Genomic DNA, 19,998 nt, shown 5'->3' on the forward strand with positions numbered 1-19,998 from the left:
CCGCGAACCCGATGGTATAGGACCGGCATTCCTTTCTGCAACGCACACGGGCCAAGTGCCCGTGCAGTACACGAGGCATTCAATGACGAAGATCAAGGTGGCGAATCCGGTTGTCGAGCTCGACGGCGACGAGATGACCCGGATCATCTGGCAGCTTATCAAGGACAAGCTGATCCACCCCTATCTCGACATTCCGCTCGATTACTACGACCTCAGCGTCGAGAACCGCGACGCCACCAACGATCAGGTCACGATCGATTCTGCCAACGCGATCGCCAAGCACGGCGTCGGCGTGAAATGCGCCACCATCACGCCGGACGAGCAGCGCGTCGAAGAATTCAAGCTCAAGAAGATGTGGAAGTCGCCCAACGGCACGATCCGCAACATCCTCGGCGGCGTGATCTTCCGCGAGCCGATCATCATGAAGAACGTCCCGCGCCTGGTTCCAGGCTGGACGCAGCCGATCATCGTCGGCCGTCATGCCTTCGGCGACCAGTATCGCGCCACCGACTTCAAGTTCCCCGGCAAGGGCAAGCTGACGATCAAGTTCGTCGGCGAAGATGGCGAGACCATCGAGCACGAAGTGTTCCAGGCACCGGGTTCGGGCGTCGCCATGGCGATGTACAACCTCGACGACTCGATCCGCGAATTCGCCCGCGCTTCGCTGAACTACGGCCTGCTGCGCGGCTACCCCGTCTATCTGTCCACCAAGAACACGATCCTCAAGGCCTATGACGGCCGCTTCAAGGACATCTTCCAGGAAGTCTACGAGACCGAGTTCCTCGACCAGTTCAAGGAAAAGAAGATCACCTACGAGCACCGCCTGATCGACGACATGGTCGCTTCGGCGCTCAAGTGGTCGGGCGGTTATGTCTGGGCCTGTAAGAACTACGACGGCGACGTTCAGTCCGACACGGTTGCTCAAGGCTTCGGCTCGCTCGGCCTGATGACCTCCGTTCTGATGACGCCGGATGGCAAGACGGTGGAAGCCGAAGCCGCCCACGGCACGGTGACCCGTCACTACCGTCAGCACCAGAAGGGCCAGGAGACCTCCACCAACTCCATCGCCTCGATCTTCGCCTGGACCCGTGGCCTCGCCCACCGCGCCAAGCTCGACGACAATGCCGAACTCGCCAAGTTTGCCGACACGCTGGAGAAGGTCTGCGTGCAGACCGTCGAGAGCGGTCACATGACGAAGGACCTGTCGCTGCTGATCGGTCCGGACCAGCCCTGGCTGTCGACCACCGGCTTCCTCGACAAGATCGACGAGAACCTTCAGAAGGCGATGGGCGCTTAAGCCCCTCCATCCTCACTTCTTGAAAAGGCGCGGTTCCCACCGCGCCTTTTCGGCATTTTGGGCTGCATTTCCGGAATTTTTGTTGCCATTTCCGGAAGAAACAGGCTCGATCTTCCGGAAATTTGGCGCTTTTGGAGGGGGAAACCGGATGACCGCAGCCATCAAATTCTACACCAATCCCATGTCCCGCGGCCGCATCATCCGCTGGATGCTGGAAGAAGTCGGGCAACCCTACGACACCGAGATCCTCGGCTATGGCGTTGATATGAAAGGCGAATATCGCAGCGTGAACCCGATGGGCAAGGTGCCGACGATCGTCCATAACGGCCAGATCGTCACCGAATGCGCCGCCATCTGCGCCTATCTCGCCGACGCCTTCCCCCAAGCCGATCTGGCGCCCGAAATCACCCAGCGCGCCGACTATTACCGCTGGCTCTTCTTCGCCGCCGGCCCCCTCGAAGCCGCCGTCGTGAACCGCGCACTCGGCGTGCAAGTGCCTGAAGATAAACGAGGAATGGTCGGCTACGGTTCTTTCGAAGACGTCATGACCACGCTCGAAACAGCCGTCTCAGGCAAGCAGTACGTAGCCGGAAACCACTTCACCGCCGCGGACGTCTATGTCGGCTCCCACATCGCCTTCGGCCTCGGCTTCAACTCCATAGAACCGCGCCCTGCCTTCGTCAGCTACGTTGAAGGCCTGAAAAACCGCCCCGCCTACAAGAAGGCTGCCGAACTTGACGATGCGCTGATCAAAGCAATGAACAGCTAAGCATCTGACTTTGTTGCTGATTACACGGCGACCGTTTCTTCAGTCCGCTCAAGTTTGACGACCTGCGGATCAAACACCTTCCGAAACAGCTCGGACTGGCCGACATAGATCAGCGTGCGATCGGCCATTCTTTCCAGGAAGGCCGTCAGCGCATCGCACGCATCGTCATCCAGATCCTCAAAGACATCGTCAAAGATGATAAAACGCGGACGCAGGATCAAGAGGCTCGCAAATGCGAGCCGGGTCTGATCCTCGCGATCCAGCACTTGGCTCCAGGCCGAAGAGGTATCCAGCGCCTTCTGCAATCGACCAAGCCCCACCTCCTGCAAGGCATCAAGCAGACCGTCTCGCCCGAAATCCGCTGGTGCATGTGGATAGCAGAGCAGTTCAGCTAGCGTGCCCGCCGGAAGTTGCCCCGCCCGCGCAACGAACCGCAAATCGCGGCTTTCAGGATAAACGACCTCGCCGCGTCCCCAAGGCCAGTCACCGGACAAGGCATGAAAGAAAATGCGCTGTTCTTGTACGGAGGATGACGCGATCATCACGCGCTCACCCAACGCGATATCCAGTCTGTCTGTCTCCAACCGCAAGGATGCTGAGTAGGCGGCCTGAGGATCGACGGTGGCCCTGAAGCCGTTGATGGAAAACGTTGATTTCTCGCCAACGCGGTAGGCGATGCACGCCTTTGACGATGCGGAAATGTCCATTTCATTCAGCGCCTGACGAAAGGTACTCACGCGCATCAGCGTCGCCCGCCAGTTCGAAATCATGCCGAAGTTCGTGACATACCACTGCAACGCGGCATTGACCTGGCTGAACGCGCCGGCGGCCATCATCAAGCCGCCAAAGGACAAGGCGCCCGAAAAGTAGGCCGGCGCGGCGACGACCAGCGGTACGATCTGCGCGAGCCAACCGAAACCTGAGGAAACCCAGGTCAACCGCGTCTGTGCCCATGCAAGTTCGCGAAACACACGCAGCAGCGAAACGATACGTTCGCCGATCCGGCGCCGCTCGCGCTCCTGTCCGTCAGCAATCGAGATGACGGCAAGGCTTTCGCTTGTTCGCATCAAGATCGCTCGAAGATCGGCTTCCCGCGCAGACCGCGACTCATTCAGTCCAACGAGCCGGCGCCCCACCACGCTGGTGAGGACGGACGCCGTGCCGGCATAAAGGACGGCAGCCCAGACCATATAGCCGGGAATGGCGATCCGGTACCCGCCAATGGGAAGAACAAGATCACCGGATGTGTTCCACAAGACGCCGACGAAGCTGACCAAGAGGATCGTCGCCTGAACCATGCCAATCGAAAGCGACGTGCTCATGTCGGAAAGATTGCGCGCATCCTCATGCAGGCGTTGATCAGGATTGACGCCGAATGGGCTTGAGGAGGCCAGACGGATGGCTCGTTTGCGCCGCAACCATTGATCGACAAGATCATTCGTCAGCCCTTCGCGCAGACTGAGCGCCATCATCTGGTTGAGCCAGGATTGACCGACATTGAGCACCAGAAGAACCGCGACAATGGCGAAGAAGACCTGCAACTGCTTTACGAAATCCGGCAGGCTGCGCCGTTCCAGCGCATTGTAGAAGGGAACGTTCCAGCGGTTGAGTTCAAGCTGCGCGAAGACGGTCAGCAGGATGACGCTCAGCAAGGCACCCGTCAGCAGGAGGATGCGCGTACGCGCTGCCGAGTGCCAGAAGGCACGAAGCATGAGCCGCATCTGGTCACGCAGGGACAAAACGGGGGTGCCAGCTACAACAAAAGCAGCAGCGTCAACATTTGCAGGCGCCATTGGGACCCCAGAACCACTAAGCAGATATCTGGCTCGCACAGTGCGAGGCCATTCGTCCAGCAGATTGCATCGGTCGAACGGCTTGCCGCGTCATAACGTGGCTGTGAGCGGGCCAGGGGCTGAAAGCGGTCGAAGTCGACCCATATGGGAGGCTCCACTCGAAAGGAGATCGCATCATGAAATCTATGTCCCTCGTTCTTGCCGCAGCCGCGCTTGCAAGCCTGTCCAACGTGGCTTCGGCTCAAACCAGCACCTGGGTCGAGGTCGACGACAAGACCATGGTGGCACCCTTCAATGTCGATGCTGATCGCCTTGAAGACATGGACGTTCATAACGCGGCTGGCCAGAAGATTGGCGAGATCGAGGACGTCATCGGCACCGATCGTGCGGCGGCCACAGCCTTGGTTGTCGACTTCGATGATCAGGCCGGCTTTGGCGACCGCGACGACATCATCGTGCCTATCGAGCGCTTCTCTCTCGACGGAGTGAAGCTCGTTCTAAAGGACGACGCTGCCACGGTTGCAGCTTACGAGGTCTACAAGGACTGACGAAAACCCGCACGTGGCGGAATGAAAAGGGCCGGCTTGGATAGCCGGCCTTTTTGTTAAGCTGCGAGGGCTGACTTGACCGCCGCTATTGCTGCATCGGCCTGGCTTCCATCCGGTCCGCCAGCTTGCGCCATGTCCGGCCGTCCGCCACCGCCCTGGCCGCCCAAAGCCGCCGAAGCCACCCGTACGAGATCAACCGCGCTGATGCGGCTCGTCAGATCCTGCGTCACGCCGACAACCGCGCTGGCCTTGCCGTCGTCGGCCACGCCGATGAAGACGACAACGCCTGAACCGACTTGCTGCTTTGCTTCGTCGGCAAGCGGCTTCAGATCCTTCGGCGACACGCCTGTGACTGTCCGACCAACAAAGGACAGGCCGGCAACCTGCTCGGTTTCACTGCCGCCACCTGAGCTTCCGCCACCGAGTGCCAGCTTGCGGCGGGCATCGTTGAGTTCGCGCTCCAGCTTGCGGCGCTCCTCGACCAAGGCTTCGACGCGCGCAACCGCATCAGCCGGTGCGACCTTCAGGCTCGCGGCGACGGCCTTCAAGCGACGATCCTGCTCATCAAGATGACGCCGAGCCGCCTCGCCTGTCACGGCCTCGATACGGCGCACACCGGAAGCGACCGCGCCTTCATTCACGAGCCGGACCAGGCCAATATCGCCAGTCGCCGAAACGTGGGTGCCACCGCAAAGCTCGGTCGAATAGGACTTGCCGGCCTTGTCGCCCTCGATCGCCGTGCCCATCGACACGACACGAACTTCATCGCCGTACTTCTCGCCGAACAGAGCCATCGCGCCCTCGGCAATGGCATCATCAACCGCCATCAAGCGTGTCGTGACCGGGCTGTTCTGGACCACGATGGCATTGGCCATACGCTCCACTTCTTCGAGCTCGGCATCCGAGATGCCCTTCGGATGCGAGAAGTCGAACCGCAGCCGTTCGGGCGCAACCAGCGAACCCTTTTGAGCGACATGCGTGCCAAGCACTTCACGCAACGCTTCGTGGACGAGATGAGTCGCGGAATGGTTGGCCCGCAACTTGGCGCGGCGGGCATGATCCACTTTCATCTCGACAGGAGCACCGACCTTCAGGTTGCCCGACACGACTTTCGCTTGATGAACGAAAACCCCATCGGCCTTCTTCTGGGTGTCGCTGATCTCCAGCTGGAAACCTTCGCCGGATAGCGTACCCGTATCACCCATCTGGCCGCCGGACTCACCATAGAAGGGCGTCTGATTTGTGACGACAGAAACCGTGTCTCCAACCGCAGCCTGCTCAACCTCGGCGCCGTCCTTGACCAGCGCCGTTATAACACCCTCGGCCTGTTCGGTGTCATAGCCCAGGAACTCGGTGCCGCCCACGCGATCACGTACGGCGAACCAGACGGTTTCGGTTGCCGCTTCGCCGGAACCTGCCCAGTTGGCACGAGCCTCGGCCTTCTGACGTTCCATGGCCGTATTGAAGCTGGCCAAATCAACAGAAATGCCGCGCTGGCGTAGGGCATCCTGCGTCAAGTCGAGGGGGAAGCCATAGGTGTCGTAGAGCTTGAACGCCGTCTCGCCATTGAGGCTGTCGCCTTCCTGCAAGGATGACGTTGCATCCGACAGCAAGGTGAGGCCGCGCGCCAACGTGGTGCGGAAGCGGGTTTCTTCGAGCTTCAGCGTTTCCGTAATCAGCGGCTGGCCGCGTACGAGCTCGGGATAGGCTTGGCCCATCTCGCGCACCAGCGCCGGGACCAACCGCCACAGCAACGGATCGCGCGCGCCGAGCAGCTGCGCGTGGCGCATGGCGCGACGCATGATGCGCCGCAGCACATAACCGCGTCCCTCGTTAGAGGGCAGAACGCCATCGGCAATCAGGAAGCTCGATGCGCGCAGATGGTCCGCAATGACGCGGTGGCTCGCCCGGTTTTTGCCTTCAGCCTTAACGCCCGTCGCTTCTTCCGAAGCACGGATCAGTGCCTGAAACAGGTCAATGTCGTAATTGTCGTGCTTGCCCTGGAGCACGGCTGCGATGCGCTCAAGCCCCATGCCGGTGTCGATGGAGGGGCGCGGCAAAGGCACGCGCTCTTCCTTCGTCAGCTGCTCGAACTGCATGAAAACGAGATTCCAGATCTCGATGAACCGGTCGCCATCCTCATCAGGGCTGCCGGGAGGGCCACCGGCGATTTCCGGACCGTGATCATAGAAGATCTCGGAGCATGGGCCGCACGGGCCTGTATCACCCATCGCCCAGAAATTATCCGACGTCGCGATGCGGATGATGCGGTCTTCCGGCAGACCGGCAATCTTGCGCCAGAACGTCGCCGCTTCGTCGTCGGTGTGATAAACCGTGACGACCAGCTTGTCCTTGGCGAGGCCGAATTCCTTGGTGATCAGGTTCCAGGCAAGTTCGATCGCCTGTTCCTTGAAATAGTCGCCGAACGAGAAGTTGCCGAGCATCTCGAAGAAGGTGTGATGCCGTGCGGTATAACCGACATTGTCGAGATCGTTGTGCTTGCCGCCAGCGCGCACGCACTTTTGCGAGGTTGCGGCGCGGCTATATGGACGCTGTTCCAAGCCTGTGAAAACGTTCTTGAACTGAACCATGCCGGCATTGGTGAACATCAATGTCGGATCGTTGCGTGGCACTAGCGGGCTCGACGCAACAGGCTGATGCCCATTTGCCTGGAAATAATCGAGAAAAGCCGATCGGATCTCGTTGACGCCACTCATGCTCAGGCCTTCGTGAAGAGGTGCCGCAGGGCGGCCAAGGAACCGGCCTTTTAGCGTCAAGCGACGGCAGGTGTCCAGAACGACGCCGCACCATACCCAGGCAGGCTTTGCACATCGCAACCGGCCTTGATGCAGCGCCGCCGACCGGCCAAAGAAAAGGCGCCGGATCGCTCCGGCGCCTTTAAATCAGGCTTCTGCAGCCCGATCACCATCATCATCGCCGTCGAGCCCGCCCGGGCCGCCATTCTCCAGGAACTTCTCGGCGATCAAGCCTGCGTTCTGGCGCAGCGTCAATTCGATCTCGTTCATAACATCGGGATGATCGCGCAAGAAGAGCTTGGCATTTTCACGCCCCTGTCCCAGCCGCTGCGAATTGTAGGAGAACCAGGCACCCGACTTCTCGACAACACCAGCCTTCACACCGAGATCAACCAACTCGCCGGTCTTGGAAACGCCTTCGCCATACATGATGTCGAATTCGACCTGCTTGAAGGGCGGAGCAAGCTTGTTCTTCACAACCTTGACGCGGGTCTGGTTGCCCACGACTTCATCGCGGTCCTTGACCGAACCGATGCGGCGAATATCCAGACGCACCGACGCATAGAACTTGAGTGCATTGCCGCCGGTGGTGGTTTCCGGCGACCCGAACATCACACCGATCTTCATGCGGATCTGGTTGATGAAGATAACCATCGTGTTGGAGCGCGAAATCGAGGCGGTCAGCTTGCGCAGAGCCTGGCTCATCAGGCGCGCCTGCAAGCCGGGCAATGAATCGCCCATCTCGCCCTCGATTTCGGCGCGCGGCGTCAGTGCCGCAACCGAGTCGACCACCAGCACGTCGATGGCGCCCGACCGCACCAACGTGTCACAGATCTCCAGGGCCTGCTCACCCGTATCGGGCTGCGAGATCAGAAGGTTCTCAAGATCGACGCCGAGCTTGCGGGCATAAACCGGATCCAAAGCATGCTCGGCATCCACGAAGGCGCAGACGCCACCCTTCTTCTGGGCTTCTGCAACCGTATGCAGCGCCATCGTGGTCTTGCCCGAGCTTTCCGGGCCATAAATTTCGACGATACGGCCCTTCGGCAAGCCACCGACGCCTAGCGCAATATCGAGGCTGAGCGAGCCGGTTGATACCGTTTCGATCTCCACCACCTGCTCGTTCTTGCCGAGCCGCATGATCGAGCCTTTGCCGAATGCGCGCTCGATTTGCGAGAGCGCCGCATCCAGAGCTTTTGTTTTGTCCACCGAGCTTTCCTCAACTAGCCGCAACGAGTTCTGCGCCATGATACAACACCCCTTGGTCGTGAATCTTGGTCGAAAATGAGGTTCGACCGGCTTTTTTGGACTAACTCGTACGTACTTCTTTTGTTCTCATATTGCAAGAGCCTTCAACTCTTTGCTTGCAAATGGAATTTGTCCCTATGTATCTCGTTTGTTCCAACTCGCCAAATGCTTGTGTATAAAAGATGGTTGGCGGTGCCCGTCCCATAGTGATCCAACCCATGGGATGCCCAAGCGGATTTACGCAGAAGGAGCGATTCTGTAGCAGCCTTCAATGAAAAAGCCGCGCAGATCACTCTGCACGGCTTCGTGCTAATCGCGAGGAGCCTTTCGGCTCACAAGAACAAGGATGCCTTAGGTAATCGGCGTCAGGTAGATTTCCACGCGCCGGTTCTGCGCACGGCCGGACTCGTTGGCATTGGACGCGATAGGCTGCGTCTCACCATAGCCGTTGACTGCGAAGCGACGGGGATCAACGCCCTGTGCGCCCAGATAATCCGCAACCGAGCTCGCGCGACGCTGAGACAAGGCATAGTTGTGGCTGTCGCTGCCAGTGGAGTCCGTATGACCATTCACATCAACGATGGTCTGGTTGTACTTCTTCAACACCAGTCCGACCGCGTTGAGCGTGCCGTAGAAGCCCGGCATGACCGAATCCTGATCGGTGGCGAAGGTGATGTTGGATGGCATGTTCAGCACGATGCGGTCGCCCTGACGGCTGACCGATACGCCCGAACCCTGCAACTGAGCACGCAGCTCGGCTTCCTGTCGATCCATGTAGACGCCAACGGCACCGCCAGCCAAGGCACCAACGCCCGCGCCGATCAGCGCGTTGCGGCGATCATTGCCGCCGGCCAACATGCCGCCCAGTGCGCCGATGCCAGCACCGAGTGCCGCACCGCCGGCGGTGTTCGAAATCTTTTGCTCACCCGTGTAAGGATCCGTGGTGCATGCGCCGAGAAGCAAAGCTCCGGCGACGGTGGTGGCTACGATCAAGCGCAAGGCAATCCCCTTTCCCTCACAAACACCAAAGCGACCGGCTTTGGCTGGCCGGTCGCTCATAGCACAAAATAAGGCAAAAGGTGGATCGAGCCTGCCGGCCTATTCTTCCGGCGCGCCTGGCTTGGTCGGATTTGTCATCGAAACAGGATCGCTAGCCGGGAACGTGTCTTCGAGGCTGTCCTCTAGCTTGCCGTCCTTCTTGTCTCGCGCTTTATCCGCCTGCTCTTTCTCGAGCGATTTCACCGCCGGTGATTCGGCGGCAGGGCTCTTGTTGGTGTCTTCGGCGACCATGGCTAAACCTCCAGCTTTGATCGTCTGCAAAACGCGGGAGACCGAGGCTTGTTCCGGGATGATTGTTCATCCTCGCGTTGGACGTTCATCCTCCTCGTGGAATGCCATGAACGCTGTCTTGTACTCAGTAGAAGCCGCCGGTGGGCTAAACTCGCGGGTCTGAGTTGGCGAAAGTTTGCGCCTTGATGAAACAAGCGCTCGCGCTTTTTGTAAAAGAAGCTTGGCCAAAAGGCTGACGTTCAGCGATTCGTCTCGCGGCTTTGGCGTTACATGATGAGCCTGAGACGACGCATCGCGTTCTGCCAAGCCGGTGTTCTTTCGAGAGTTCCTCACCACGCACTCCATACAACCTGAAATTGCAGAATGCTGTAAAGCTTGGCAGCTTACTTTTTCGTTTCAGATACGTACCGGAATTGAATCAAACCGGTATCATCCATGCAGCTGGACGTCCCCGCCATCAAACCTTGCCGTTACCGCCTTCCAGAACGTCTTTGACCGTTGACGCGAGCTGTTTCAGCGAAAAAGGCTTTGGCAGGAAGCCGAACTGAGCGTCGGCCGGCAGATTTTTTGCGAAAGCATCTTCTGCATAACCGGATACGAAAATGAACTTGATGTCAGGCTGGCGCTGGCGCAACTCGCCGAGCAAGGTCGGTCCGTCCATTTCAGGCATCACCACATCCGACACGACAATGTCGATCTTGCCTTCCAGTTCTTCGAAGATTTCCAGCGCCTCGACGCCCGACGAGGCCTCATGAACGGTATAGCCGCGGGAGGTGAGAACGCGCACGCCGCCCATGCGCACGGCATCTTCGTCTTCCACCAGAAGCACGGTTGCCGACCCCGATAAATCCTGTGAAGCCGACGCGGCAGGCGTGGTAACAGCCGGCGTTTCCACTGCCTCAGCCGGACGGGCCTCGCTTGCAGCAGAGACTTCCACGATGTGGCGCGGCAGAAAGATCCGGAACGTGGCGCCACTTCCGACTTCCGAATCGCAGAAGATATAGCCGCCGGTCTGCTTGATGATGCCATACACCATCGACAAGCCGAGCCCGGTGCCCTCGCCCACGCCTTTAGTCGTGAAGAACGGCTCGAAGATCTTCTTCATGACCTCCGGCGCAATGCCGCTGCCGCTGTCTTGCACCTCGACCACGACGTAGTCGGCTTCGGGAAGCTCGCGATAGCCGTAGCGGCTGCTTTCCTCGGTGCCGACGTTGAGCGTGCGCACCGTCAAACCGCCGCCGCCGGGCATGGCATCGCGCGCGTTGACCACGAGGTTGACGATGACCTGCTCGAACTGGCCGATATCCGCCCGTACCGGCCACAGATCGCGACCGTGATCGATCTGGAGCTTGATCTTGTTGCCGACGAGCCGCGCCAAAAGCATGCGCAGATCGGCCAGCACATCGGTGAGGTTCAGCACCTGCGGCCGCAGCGTCTGCTTGCGCGAGAAAGCCAGAAGCTGGCGCACGAGCGAGGCCGCGCGATTGGCATTCTGCTTGATGTTCATGATGTCCGGGAAGGATGGGTCGGACGGACGGTGGTTGGTCAGAAGCAGATCGGACGCCATGATGATGGCGGTCAGAACGTTATTGAAATCGTGCGCGATGCCGCCTGCAAGCTGACCCACGGCCTGCATCTTCTGGCTCTGCGCCATCTGGTTTTCGAGCGCCTTCTGCTCGGTCGTTTCCACGACATAAACAATGGCGGCTTCTTCAGCGCCCTCGCTGTCGCTGAGGTCGGCAACCGCGTTGACGTAAACGCGCATGTGCCGCTCTTCATTGTTGGGCAGCACGGTGTCGATCGGTGCAATATCGGCCTGCCGCTGGCGGGCCTTTTCCAATGCCGCATGGAAGGCAGGGCGGTCGCGATCGTGGATCACCGAATCGAGCCGCACGCGGCGGTCGATCGCGTCGCGGTCCACCACCGTCGAGAACAGCGACAGGAAGGGTGCATTGGTGCGCAGGATGCGGCCCTGCGCGTCTACGCCGGCAATGGCCATCGGCGTCGAATTGAAGAAGCGCGTGAAGCGGACTTCGGAAGCACGCAGATCGGCAGACGAGTCTTCGCCTTCCGTGCGGTTGAGGACGATGGTGCGCGAGGCGGCCGGCACACCGTCGCGGGTCGCCGACACGCGGTGCATGAAGCGAACCGGCAGCGCTTCGCCGGATGTGGTGGCAAGATCGAGGTCGATCACCGCATTGCGCGTCGTGCCGGGGTCGGCTTTCACCGAGCGGATCAGCGCCATGCCGTCGCCGGCCACGATCTCGCGCAGCGTGACGGAGCCCGGCGTGAAGTTGGCGAGGTCGACGCCCAGCCACTCCGCCAAGGTCGCGTTGATGTAGGTGACGCGGCCATCCGGGTCGGCGGCAAAGAAGCCGGCTGGCGCATGGTCGAGGTGGTCGATGGCTTTTTGCAGATCGAGGAAGAAGCGCTCCTGCTCGGCGCGTTCTTCCGAAATGTCGGCGATCTGCCAGGCATTGACGGGCTGGCGTTCACCGGGCATGCGGAAGGGCCGTGCAACCACGCGATACCAATGCGCGCCGGCTTCCGCACCCGGCTGAATCGCCTGAGGAAGCCGGAATTCACCGTCGCTACCGCGCCCGTTCCGCAAACCGGAGGCAAGGCGGTAGATCGTTTCCGACGCTTCAGGCAGGTCCGACAGCATGCCCTCGACCGTCTTTATGTCGGCAGCCGAGGTTGTGCCGGTCATATCAGCATAGGAGCGGTTGGCGTAGAGGACGCGGTTCTTGGCGTCTGTAACCAGCAGGCCCTGCCCCATCGTGTCGACGAAAGCCTTGGACAGATCATCGGTGCTGGAACGCGGCGCGATCTGAACGAAGCCGATCGCGGTGGCAAAAAGATAGCCGACGCCGATCATCGCCAGCATGCCGAGCATGCCCAACATGAACGGATCGCCGAGACGATCGCGGAAGATCGTGAAGATGAAGGCGGCGACCACCAGAACGCCGATGAAGATCAGCAGCCGCGTTACGGTTCCCGGCCGCGTGTTTTGATCCACGATCGGCGCGGTCGAAACCGTTTCCTTCTGATCTTTGGCCATGCGTTTTCGCCCGATTCCCTGCTTGGCCGTTTGAATCACATTCCAGGCGCAGCGGAAAGGTCCGCCCCATCTTGTAAAGGCAGGGGCTCCGCCTAGCTTGCTGGAAAGGATTGTGCGTGGTTACTGTGCCACAGGTCACAGAACGAGAATGCAAGGAGGCTGACTTTGCTCGCCTGGTTTGAGTCGATCGTCGGCCCGGAATATGCGCCTGCCGCCATGTGGACGATCATCGCCATTGTCGCGCTGATCGTCTTGTTGATCGTGCTGCGCCTGTTGCGTGGCCTGTCTTCCGGCACCTTCGTGATGGGCGGCCGCAACCGCAAGGCTCGGCTAGCCGTGATGGACGCCACCGCCGTGGACGCCAACCGTCGTCTGGTTCTGGTGCGTCGCGACGAAGTAGAGCACCTCATCCTGATCGGCGGTCCGACAGATGTGGTCGTCGAGCAGAATATCCGGCCCTACGCACCAACACGCCCCCATGGCGAGCCGGACGCTTTTGCACCGGTAGCCCATCAAGCTGCACCGGTTGCGCGGCCCACGCGCGACGTTCACGATCTGCCCGTTGCTCCACCCCCAGCCCCTGCCCCGCGTGCGGTTGAACGGCCTGCACCCGCTCCTCAACAACGTGCGGCAGCTCCTGCGGTGCAGCCGCAACCCGCGCCGCGTCAGCAAGTGCCGCAGCAAGCCTATCCGGAGCCTGCACCTGCTGTAGCGCAGCCTGCACCGGAAGCGCCTTACACGCCGCCTGTCCTGCCGGCCGTTGAGCGAGCGGTGGCACCTCCGATCGCGCCGCCGGTTCAGCGCGATTTTGCGGCACCACCAGTGTCCGTCCGGTCTGAGCCGACATTGGACGTTGCACCCCGCACACCTGCACCCGTTGCTACCCAGCGGCGCGACGACGATGACAGCGCCCTGGAAGACGAGATGAACCGACTGCTAAGCGGCTTCGACACCGAACCCAAGCGGTGAAACAAAAAAGGCGCTTCCAGTGGAGGCGCCTTTTTGATGTTGGTCGACAAGAGTTGTCTTAGTCGTCGCGATAAACCTTTTCACGGCGCTCATGGCGTTCCTGCGCTTCGATCGACAAAGTCGCGATCGGCCGCGCATCGAGGCGCTTCAACGAAATCGGCTCACCCGTTTCCTCGCAGAAGCCATAGGTGCCTTCGTCCAAGCGAAACAGCGCCGCGTCGATCTTGGAGATCAGCTTGCGCTGACGGTCACGCGCGCGAAGCTCGATCGAACGATCGGTTTCCGAGGAAGCACGATCGGCAAAATCGGGGTGGTTGGCATTCTCGCGCTGAAGAATTTCCAGCGTCTCGCGCGCTTCACGAAGAATGTCGTTCTTCCAAGCCACGAGCTTGGCGCGGAAGTACGAGCGCTGCCGATCATTCATAAACGGCTCGTCTTCGGAGGGTACATATTCGTCAATCACGAGCGCGTTCATAAGACTCACCCCACAACATTGAACCCGGCGCCTATATATTTCGGGAGAATACCCCACACAAGCGGCTTGTGGCAGCGACACGCAAAAGTTAATCTTTGCTATAAGCGCAAGAGGATCAATGACTTAACTGAGCGTTCCTTGCGTCTGAAAGGAAGCTGTGCCTCTTTCAACAGCAAACTGCCTGTCATCAGGACAAGAAATGATGGACACAAAGAAGCTGTATAGCGGCCAGTATATGCAGGCTTTCTCAAGCAAGTCCTACGACTAAAGGAGTAGATCATCGCTAGCCGGCTTTATCTTCTGCGTCACGCCAAGGCCCGTTTTGCCTCTCCCGGCATGCGCGACTTTGATCGTCCGCTTGAACCGATCGGACAGGACGATGCGTCCGCGGTTGGTCGCGACATGGCCGAGCGGAACTGGATGCCTGACCTCGTGCTTTGCTCAACGGCAACGCGTGCCCAGCAGACATGGGACGGCTGCAGTGCAGAGCTTTCATCGGTACCGACGACAAGGCTGATTGAGGATCTGTATAGCGCCGACGCCTCCGGCTACGTTCAGATCATCCAGGCATCGGGTGCGACACAATCGCTGATGCTGGTCGGGCATAATCCTATGATTGAGGATGTGACGCTGGCGCTTGTGTCGCAAGACGATCCCCATGCCGAGCAACTGCGCCGTTCAGGCTTTCCCACGGCTGGCCTTGCCGTGATCGACTTCGAGGATGACATCGCGAACATCCAGCCTGGAACAGGCCGCCTGGTGGAAATCCTGAAGCCCGAGGGCCGCTAGCATTTAAAAGGAAGCCGGACTCTCTATATGCGGCTCTGACTTTCACGGAGCCGGGCGTGGCATCTTCCATTACCAGTCTGACCGATGAAGCGCGGATTGCGCTCGACACACTGACTGGCCGCGCCAGCAATCTCTTCAATCCAACGCTGCGGATCGGTGTGACTGGCCTGTCGCGAGCGGGCAAAACGGTGTTCATTTCCGCGCTGGTGCACAACCTCTTGCATGGCGGCCGGCTGCCGTTGTTCGAAGCGCAGAAGTCCGGCCGCATTGCCCGCGCCTTTCTTGAAGAACAGCCCGATGACGCGGTTCCGCGCTTCCAGTATGAGGACCATATCCGCGCGCTGATCGGCGATCGGGTCTGGCCGGACTCCACGCGGGCAATTTCTGAGCTTCGTCTGACCGTCGAATACGAGTCGGCATCAGGCTGGAACCGCATGTTCTCGCGCGGTCGGCTTTCGATCGATATCGTGGATTATCCGGGAGAATGGCTGCTCGATTTGCCGCTTTTGGGCAAAACCTACGCCGAATTCTCCCGAGATGTGTTCGAACTTGCCGCTTTTCCCGTCCGTGCCGGGCTATCCGAGGAGTGGCGCGCACGGGCGGCGACTGTCGATCCGAATGCCGACGCGGACGAGATGACGGCACGCTCGCTTGCCGAAAGCTTCACCGCCTATTTGAAAGCGGGCAAGGATGACAGCCGCGCTTTATCCACGCTGCCACCGGGGCGCTTTCTCATGCCGGGCGATCTAGAAGGCTCGCCGGCTCTGACCTTCGCACCCCTGCCCAATCTCGGGGATGTAAGGCCAAGATCCGGCTCGCTGCATGCGATGATGGCGCGGCGCTATGAGGCTTACAAATCGCACGTGGTAAAGCCGTTCTTCCGCGAGCATGTCACGCGATTGGATCGTCAGATTGTGCTGGTGGATGCCATGCAGGCCATGAACGCCGGTAGCGAGGCCGTTGCCGACCTTGAACGGGCGCTGACCGAGATTCTGAACTGCTTTCGCCAGGGACGCGGTCATCTGCTGACCGACCTGTTTTCACGCCGCATCGACCGCATTTTGATCGCTGCGACGAAGGCCGATCACATTCATCACGAAAGCCATGACCGGCTTCAGGCGATCGTGCGGCGCATTGCTGACCGGGCTATTGCGCGCGCTGATTTCTCCGGCGCAGCGGTCGATGTCGTTGCCATGGCCGCCGTGCGCGCGACCCGTGAAGGCACGGTCGGCGACGGTTCGGACGCATTGCCGGTGATCATGGGAACGCCGCTTGCGGGTGAGACGATCGACGGCGAGCGGTTCGATGGGAAAACGGAAACAGCGATATTTCCCGGTGACTTGCCGGCGAAACCGGATTCTATCTTTCAAGACGTTGACTCAAACTCTCATCCAATCCGCTTCGTGCGCTTCCGCCCGCCAAGGCTGGAACGCAACACGGCCGGCATGACGCTGTCCCTGCCCCATATCCGCCTCGACCGCGCCTTGCAGTTCCTGCTGGGGGATCAACTCGCATGACCGAGATGCCGCGCCGACCAGCCTCGTTTCCGATCACTGCCGAGCCTGAAGCACCCTTGCATGTGGAGGCTGCTCCGCGCCGTCCGCGTGCGATCGTTGACACGTCCGCCGTGCGCGCTGCGGAACACGACATCTTCGACGAACCAGACGTGGTAACCGCACCGCCGCCGCCGGCTACCGCAAAACGGCGACGCTCGCCTTTGGCGGCGATCTTCCTGTCCGCGTTCGGCGCGTTCGTGTCGCTGGCTGTCGGGCTTTGGGCCGAGAGCATCATCCGCGATCTGTTTGCCCGCACCCAATGGCTGGGCTGGCTCGCCGCTGCTCTTGCGGGCACTGCCGCTCTGGCGTTGCTGGCGATCCTCCTGCGCGAAGTCATTGCCCTACGACGGCTTAAATCGATGGAAGTGTTCCGCAGCCGCGGCATCGCCGTAATCGCCAACAATGACACCAAGGGCGCACGGGCACTGGTGCAGGATCTCAGTTCATTTCTGTCGGCGAAGCCCGAAACCGCAGCCGGACGGCGTATGCTGAACGATCTGCGTGATGATGTGATCGATGGCGCCGACCTCATGCGTCTGGCCGAAACCGAACTTCTCACGCCGCTCGACCAGCGTGCGCAACTCATGATCCTCGATGCCGCCAAGCGCGTATCGCTGGTCACGGCAGTCAGCCCCCGCGCACTGGTGGATCTGGCCTACGTGATCTTCGAAGCAGGAAGGCTGATCCGCCGGATTGCCGACCTTTATGGCGGCAGGCCGGGCACGCTTGGTTTTATCCGCATTGCGCGCGACGTGCTGGCGCATCTGGCGGTCACCGGTACGGTCGCGTTTGGTGACAGTCTGGTGCATCAGCTGGTTGGTCAGGGATTGGCAGCGCGCTTGTCAGCCAGGCTCGGCGAAGGCGTGGTCAACGGCATGATGACGGCTCGCATCGGGCTTGCGGCCATGGAGACGGCGCGTCCGCTGCCGTTCAACGCGGTGCGCCGGCCCGGTATCGGCGACTTTCTGGCTGCGCTCTCCGCCTTTGCCCGCGCGCGTCGAAGTGAAGACGACGGTGCCCCTGCGTGACTCGATCGGAGCACCAACTCGACTCGGTCGCTACGAAGCATTAACCATTCGAAGGCATGGTCAAACTCAGTTTTCCAGCCCTCGTGTCCCGTCTGGTAGCCCTTTGATGAAACGCACTGTTCTTTCTGCTGCGGCTGCTGTTGCCGTGCTCGCTTCCACGTTCGCTTCGCCTGTTTTCGCAGCCGATCAGGACAAGCAATTCTTCGAAGGCGTACAGGGCGAATGGTCCGGCGCAGGCGAAGTCGTGGCCGGCAAATACAAGGGCACGAAGTTCAACTGTAACTTCACAGGCTCCAGCCACGCCCAGAAGGTCGGTATGGCGCTCGATGGCAGCTGCCGCGTCGGCATGTTCACGCAGGTGATGTCGGCCCGTTTCGAAAAAAACGGCAAGACCTATTCCGGCACCTTCCTCGACGGCGCTGAGGGCAAGGGCCTCAACGTGACGTCCGGCAATGTCACCGGCGACAAGGCGGTTTTCGGCCTGCACCGAGCGCAGCTTCGCGGCGCGATGCTCGCACGCCTGGCTGATCCCGAAACGATGAACGTCACCATTTCCGTTCGCGTGAACGAAGAAATGGTGCCGGTGATCGGCATGAGCCTCAAGCGCGTCGACATGACCGCAGTCGGTGCCATCGCCAAGAACTAGGCGGCAGCGACTGGCGGGCTGGCTATCGCAACCAGTTCTCGCCTGAAGCGGCGACCGTGATGCCGCTTTTGTCCAGGCCAGCGGCAACGTCTGCCGCCGATCCCTGTGCTGTCGGCAGGTTTGGCGCGATCTCGGCCAGCGGCACCATTACGAAAGCCCGCTCGGCCATGCGCGGATGCGGCACCTGCAAGCCGGCCTCCTCCACGCTGCGGTTGTCGAACCACAGAACATCCATGTCGATCACACGCGGACCCCAACGCTCCGTGCGTACGCGCTTGAGTTGGCTTTCGGTCGCCAGGCACAGGTCCAGAAGAGCGCGCGGTTCGAGCGTTGTGGAAAGCTCTGCCACGGCATTCAAGAAGTCCGGCTGGTCGAGCTTTCCCCAAGGCGGCGTGCGATAAAGCGACGACACGGCAACGACGCTGACCTCGGCGCTTTCATCCAGCCGATGCAGAGCGTCACGCATGGCAGCCTGCGGGTCGCCGAGATTGCCACCCAGCCCGATAAAGGCACGATGCACGGCGATCAGCCCTGCGGCCAGGCGATCGTTGCCTCGACATAATCCAGCACGCCGGGAACCGGCGCGTTAGGTTTGCGAACGGTGATCTCGACCTTGGCGATCTGCGGAAAGCGCGCGCAAAGCTTTTGCGCCACTTCCAGCGCAAGCGCTTCGATCAGGAAGCGACGCGCGCCGGTGATGATCTCCTCGATCACCGTGAAGGCGACACCGTAGTCGACAGTGCCCTGGATTTCATCAGCCGCAACGGCATCCGCCGCATCGACGGTCATGACAGCATCGACATAAAAGCGCTGACCCAGCCGCTCTTCTTCCTCCATCACCCCATGGCGGGCAAAGAAGGCGCAGTTCTTCATTCGGATCACGTACATGGAACGTCGCTCTTAAAGTCGGGGTTCGGCTTGAAGCATAGCATCCACAACGGCAAGGGCATCCCTGTTCATTGCGACATCATGCACGCGAAAAAGGACGGCGCCTGCCATGCGCAGGATAACGCTTGTGGCAGCCGTTGCCGCGTCGCGCTCTGCGGGCTCGCGACCGGTGATCGTGCCGAGAAAGCGCTTGCGCGAGGTGCCGACAAGTAGCGGAAAGCCGAGCGCCTTCAACTCGGCCACGCGGCGCATCAGCGATAAGTTCATGGCCAGCGTTTCCTTGCCGAAGCCGAATCCGGGATCGAGCACGATCTGCTCGTTCGTCACGCCGGCTTCATGGGCGATTTTCAGCGAGCGCTGCAGGAAGCCGACCTGATCTTCGATCACGTCAGGCAAGATCGGACGGCCGCCGCGATTGGTATGCATGATGACCAAGCCGGCGCCGTTCCGCGCCGCCACCCCCGCTAGGTCAGGCTCCCGCTGCAAGCCCCACACATCATTGACGATATGCGCGCCGGCATCCACCGCAGCTTGCGCCGTCTCCGCGCGATAGGTGTCGATCGAAAGAAGAACATTGAACCGCTCAGCGATGGCCTTGATGGCGGGAACAACGCGGTTGCGCTCTTCTTCCGGTGACACCGGTGCTGATCCAGGCCGCGTCGACTCGCCGCCCACATCGATGATCGAAGCGCCCTCTTCCACCAGCCGCTCGGCTTGGCGAAGAACCGCATCCAGGCTGGTATACTGGCCGCCGTCGGAGAAACTGTCCGGGGTGACATTCAACACGCCCATGAGCTGCGCTTGCCGCACGAGTTCGAGGCTGCGGCCATGGGCAAGGCGCCAAAGGCGCGTCTGGTCAATTGTCACGTTCATTCATTCGCTATG

At 60.5% G+C, this 19,998-nt stretch carries 18 protein-coding genes; 8 read left to right on the forward strand and 10 right to left on the reverse strand.

All coding sequences use genetic code 11. The annotated features are described in order from the left end of the window. Positions 1-82 precede the first annotated feature (82 nt). Together IE166_RS05630 and IE166_RS05635 are read left to right on the forward strand one after the other, a co-directional pair. Positions 83-1,297, forward strand: coding sequence for an NADP-dependent isocitrate dehydrogenase (locus IE166_RS05630; RefSeq protein ID WP_189502371.1), 1,215 nt, complete (start codon positions 83-85; stop codon positions 1,295-1,297). 148 nt (positions 1,298-1,445) lie between these two features. After that, positions 1,446-2,066, forward strand: coding sequence for a glutathione S-transferase family protein (locus IE166_RS05635; RefSeq protein WP_189502373.1), 621 nt, complete (start codon positions 1,446-1,448; stop codon positions 2,064-2,066). A gap of 20 nt (positions 2,067-2,086) precedes the next feature. Here IE166_RS05635 and IE166_RS05640 read toward each other — a convergent pair whose 3' ends face one another. Beyond that, positions 2,087-3,778: an ABC transporter ATP-binding protein/permease gene (locus IE166_RS05640; protein ID WP_189502375.1), complete on the reverse strand. Its 1,692-nt coding sequence runs from the start codon at positions 3,776-3,778 to the stop codon at positions 2,087-2,089. Between the two features lie 257 nt (positions 3,779-4,035). Between IE166_RS05640 and IE166_RS05645 the strand changes: the two genes are divergently transcribed. After that, entirely contained in the window at positions 4,036-4,407 is a 372-nt protein-coding gene (locus tag IE166_RS05645) for a PRC-barrel domain-containing protein (RefSeq protein WP_189502377.1), read from the forward strand. Between the two features lie 56 nt (positions 4,408-4,463). Here IE166_RS05645 and alaS read toward each other — a convergent pair whose 3' ends face one another. The 5 genes from alaS to cckA form a co-directional block, all read right to left on the reverse strand. Beyond that, a complete protein-coding gene (gene alaS, locus IE166_RS05650; protein WP_189502379.1) occupies positions 4,464-7,124 on the reverse strand; it encodes an alanine--tRNA ligase in 2,661 nt (886 codons plus the stop codon). A 186-nt stretch (positions 7,125-7,310) separates the two neighbouring features. Further along, entirely contained in the window at positions 7,311-8,411 is a 1,101-nt protein-coding gene (gene recA / locus IE166_RS05655; RefSeq protein WP_189502381.1) for a recombinase RecA, read from the reverse strand. Positions 8,412-8,762: 351 nt separating this feature from the next. Next, entirely contained in the window at positions 8,763-9,470 is a 708-nt protein-coding gene (locus tag IE166_RS05660) for an OmpA family protein (RefSeq protein WP_189502383.1), read from the reverse strand. A 39-nt stretch (positions 9,471-9,509) separates the two neighbouring features. After that, the gene (locus IE166_RS05665) at positions 9,510-9,701 is read right to left on the reverse strand and encodes a hypothetical protein (protein WP_189502385.1); all 192 of its coding nucleotides are present in this window, start codon (positions 9,699-9,701) and stop codon (positions 9,510-9,512) included. A gap of 457 nt (positions 9,702-10,158) precedes the next feature. Beyond that, positions 10,159-12,762, reverse strand: coding sequence for a cell cycle histidine kinase CckA (gene cckA / locus IE166_RS05670; protein WP_189502386.1), 2,604 nt, complete (start codon positions 12,760-12,762; stop codon positions 10,159-10,161). Between the two features lie 165 nt (positions 12,763-12,927). Between cckA and IE166_RS05675 the strand changes: the two genes are divergently transcribed. Further along, positions 12,928-13,731: a flagellar biosynthetic protein FliO gene (locus IE166_RS05675; RefSeq protein WP_189502388.1), complete on the forward strand. Its 804-nt coding sequence runs from the start codon at positions 12,928-12,930 to the stop codon at positions 13,729-13,731. Positions 13,732-13,789: 58 nt separating this feature from the next. Here IE166_RS05675 and dksA read toward each other — a convergent pair whose 3' ends face one another. Then, positions 13,790-14,206, reverse strand: coding sequence for an RNA polymerase-binding protein DksA (dksA, locus tag IE166_RS05680; RefSeq protein ID WP_189502390.1), 417 nt, complete (start codon positions 14,204-14,206; stop codon positions 13,790-13,792). Positions 14,207-14,506: 300 nt separating this feature from the next. Between dksA and IE166_RS05685 the strand changes: the two genes are divergently transcribed. The 4 genes from IE166_RS05685 to IE166_RS05700 all read left to right on the forward strand — a co-directional run bounded on the left by IE166_RS05685 (position 14,507) and on the right by IE166_RS05700 (position 18,225). After that, the gene (locus IE166_RS05685) at positions 14,507-14,995 is read left to right on the forward strand and encodes a SixA phosphatase family protein (RefSeq protein WP_280514866.1); all 489 of its coding nucleotides are present in this window, start codon (positions 14,507-14,509) and stop codon (positions 14,993-14,995) included. 56 nt (positions 14,996-15,051) lie between these two features. Continuing rightward, a complete protein-coding gene (locus tag IE166_RS05690; RefSeq protein ID WP_189502391.1) occupies positions 15,052-16,512 on the forward strand; it encodes a YcjX family GTP-binding protein in 1,461 nt (486 codons plus the stop codon). Beyond that, on the forward strand, positions 16,509-17,579 hold the full coding sequence (locus tag IE166_RS05695) for a YcjF family protein (RefSeq protein ID WP_189502393.1): 1,071 nt from the start codon (positions 16,509-16,511) through the stop codon (positions 17,577-17,579). The genes IE166_RS05690 and IE166_RS05695 overlap by 4 nt, the downstream gene beginning before the upstream one ends. A 106-nt stretch (positions 17,580-17,685) precedes the next feature. After that, entirely contained in the window at positions 17,686-18,225 is a 540-nt protein-coding gene (locus IE166_RS05700; protein WP_189502395.1) for a hypothetical protein, read from the forward strand. Between the two features lie 22 nt (positions 18,226-18,247). Here IE166_RS05700 and folK read toward each other — a convergent pair whose 3' ends face one another. The 3 genes from folK to folP are packed head-to-tail and all read right to left on the reverse strand — an operon-like array spanning position 18,248 to position 19,986. After that, positions 18,248-18,754, reverse strand: coding sequence for a 2-amino-4-hydroxy-6-hydroxymethyldihydropteridine diphosphokinase (folK, locus tag IE166_RS05705; protein WP_280514867.1), 507 nt, complete (start codon positions 18,752-18,754; stop codon positions 18,248-18,250). Beyond that, the gene (folB, locus tag IE166_RS05710; protein WP_189502396.1) at positions 18,751-19,113 is read right to left on the reverse strand and encodes a dihydroneopterin aldolase; all 363 of its coding nucleotides are present in this window, start codon (positions 19,111-19,113) and stop codon (positions 18,751-18,753) included. Before folB ends, folK begins: the two co-directional genes overlap by 4 nt. A gap of 12 nt (positions 19,114-19,125) precedes the next feature. Then, on the reverse strand, positions 19,126-19,986 hold the full coding sequence (gene folP / locus IE166_RS05715) for a dihydropteroate synthase (RefSeq protein ID WP_189502398.1): 861 nt from the start codon (positions 19,984-19,986) through the stop codon (positions 19,126-19,128). Positions 19,987-19,998 lie beyond the last annotated feature (12 nt).

The organism is Tianweitania populi (assembly GCF_014652875.1).
Classification (GTDB): domain Bacteria; phylum Pseudomonadota; class Alphaproteobacteria; order Rhizobiales; family Rhizobiaceae; genus Tianweitania; species Tianweitania populi.